General features: G+C 60.8%; 1 pseudogene. It reads left to right on the top strand.

Annotated elements, in window-relative coordinates:
* Window positions 1-217 (top strand): annotated as a pseudogene (locus Q666_RS66620) (integrase); the annotation flags it as partial.

Raw genomic sequence — 217 nt, 5'->3', positions numbered from 1 at the left:
CACGGCCGATTGTCTGGAGCTACTGCTCGCGACTTGTAACGGCACGGATTACGCTGCGCCAAGCCTGATGGACATTCGAGACAGGGCCTTGCTGCTGGTTGGTTTTGCCTCCGGTGGCCGCCGGCGCTCCGAGTTATCCGGAATGCGGTTTGGTCAGATCACCTGGGAGGGCTTTTTGCCTTTGGACCCGAGTGATCCGGAGAGCGATCTGCTGCCC

The organism is Labrenzia sp. C1B70 (assembly GCF_000475395.1).
In the GTDB taxonomy this organism is placed as follows: Bacteria; Pseudomonadota; Alphaproteobacteria; order Rhizobiales; family Stappiaceae; genus Roseibium; species Roseibium algicola.
This window is presented reverse-complemented; position numbering and strand designations above follow the sequence as displayed.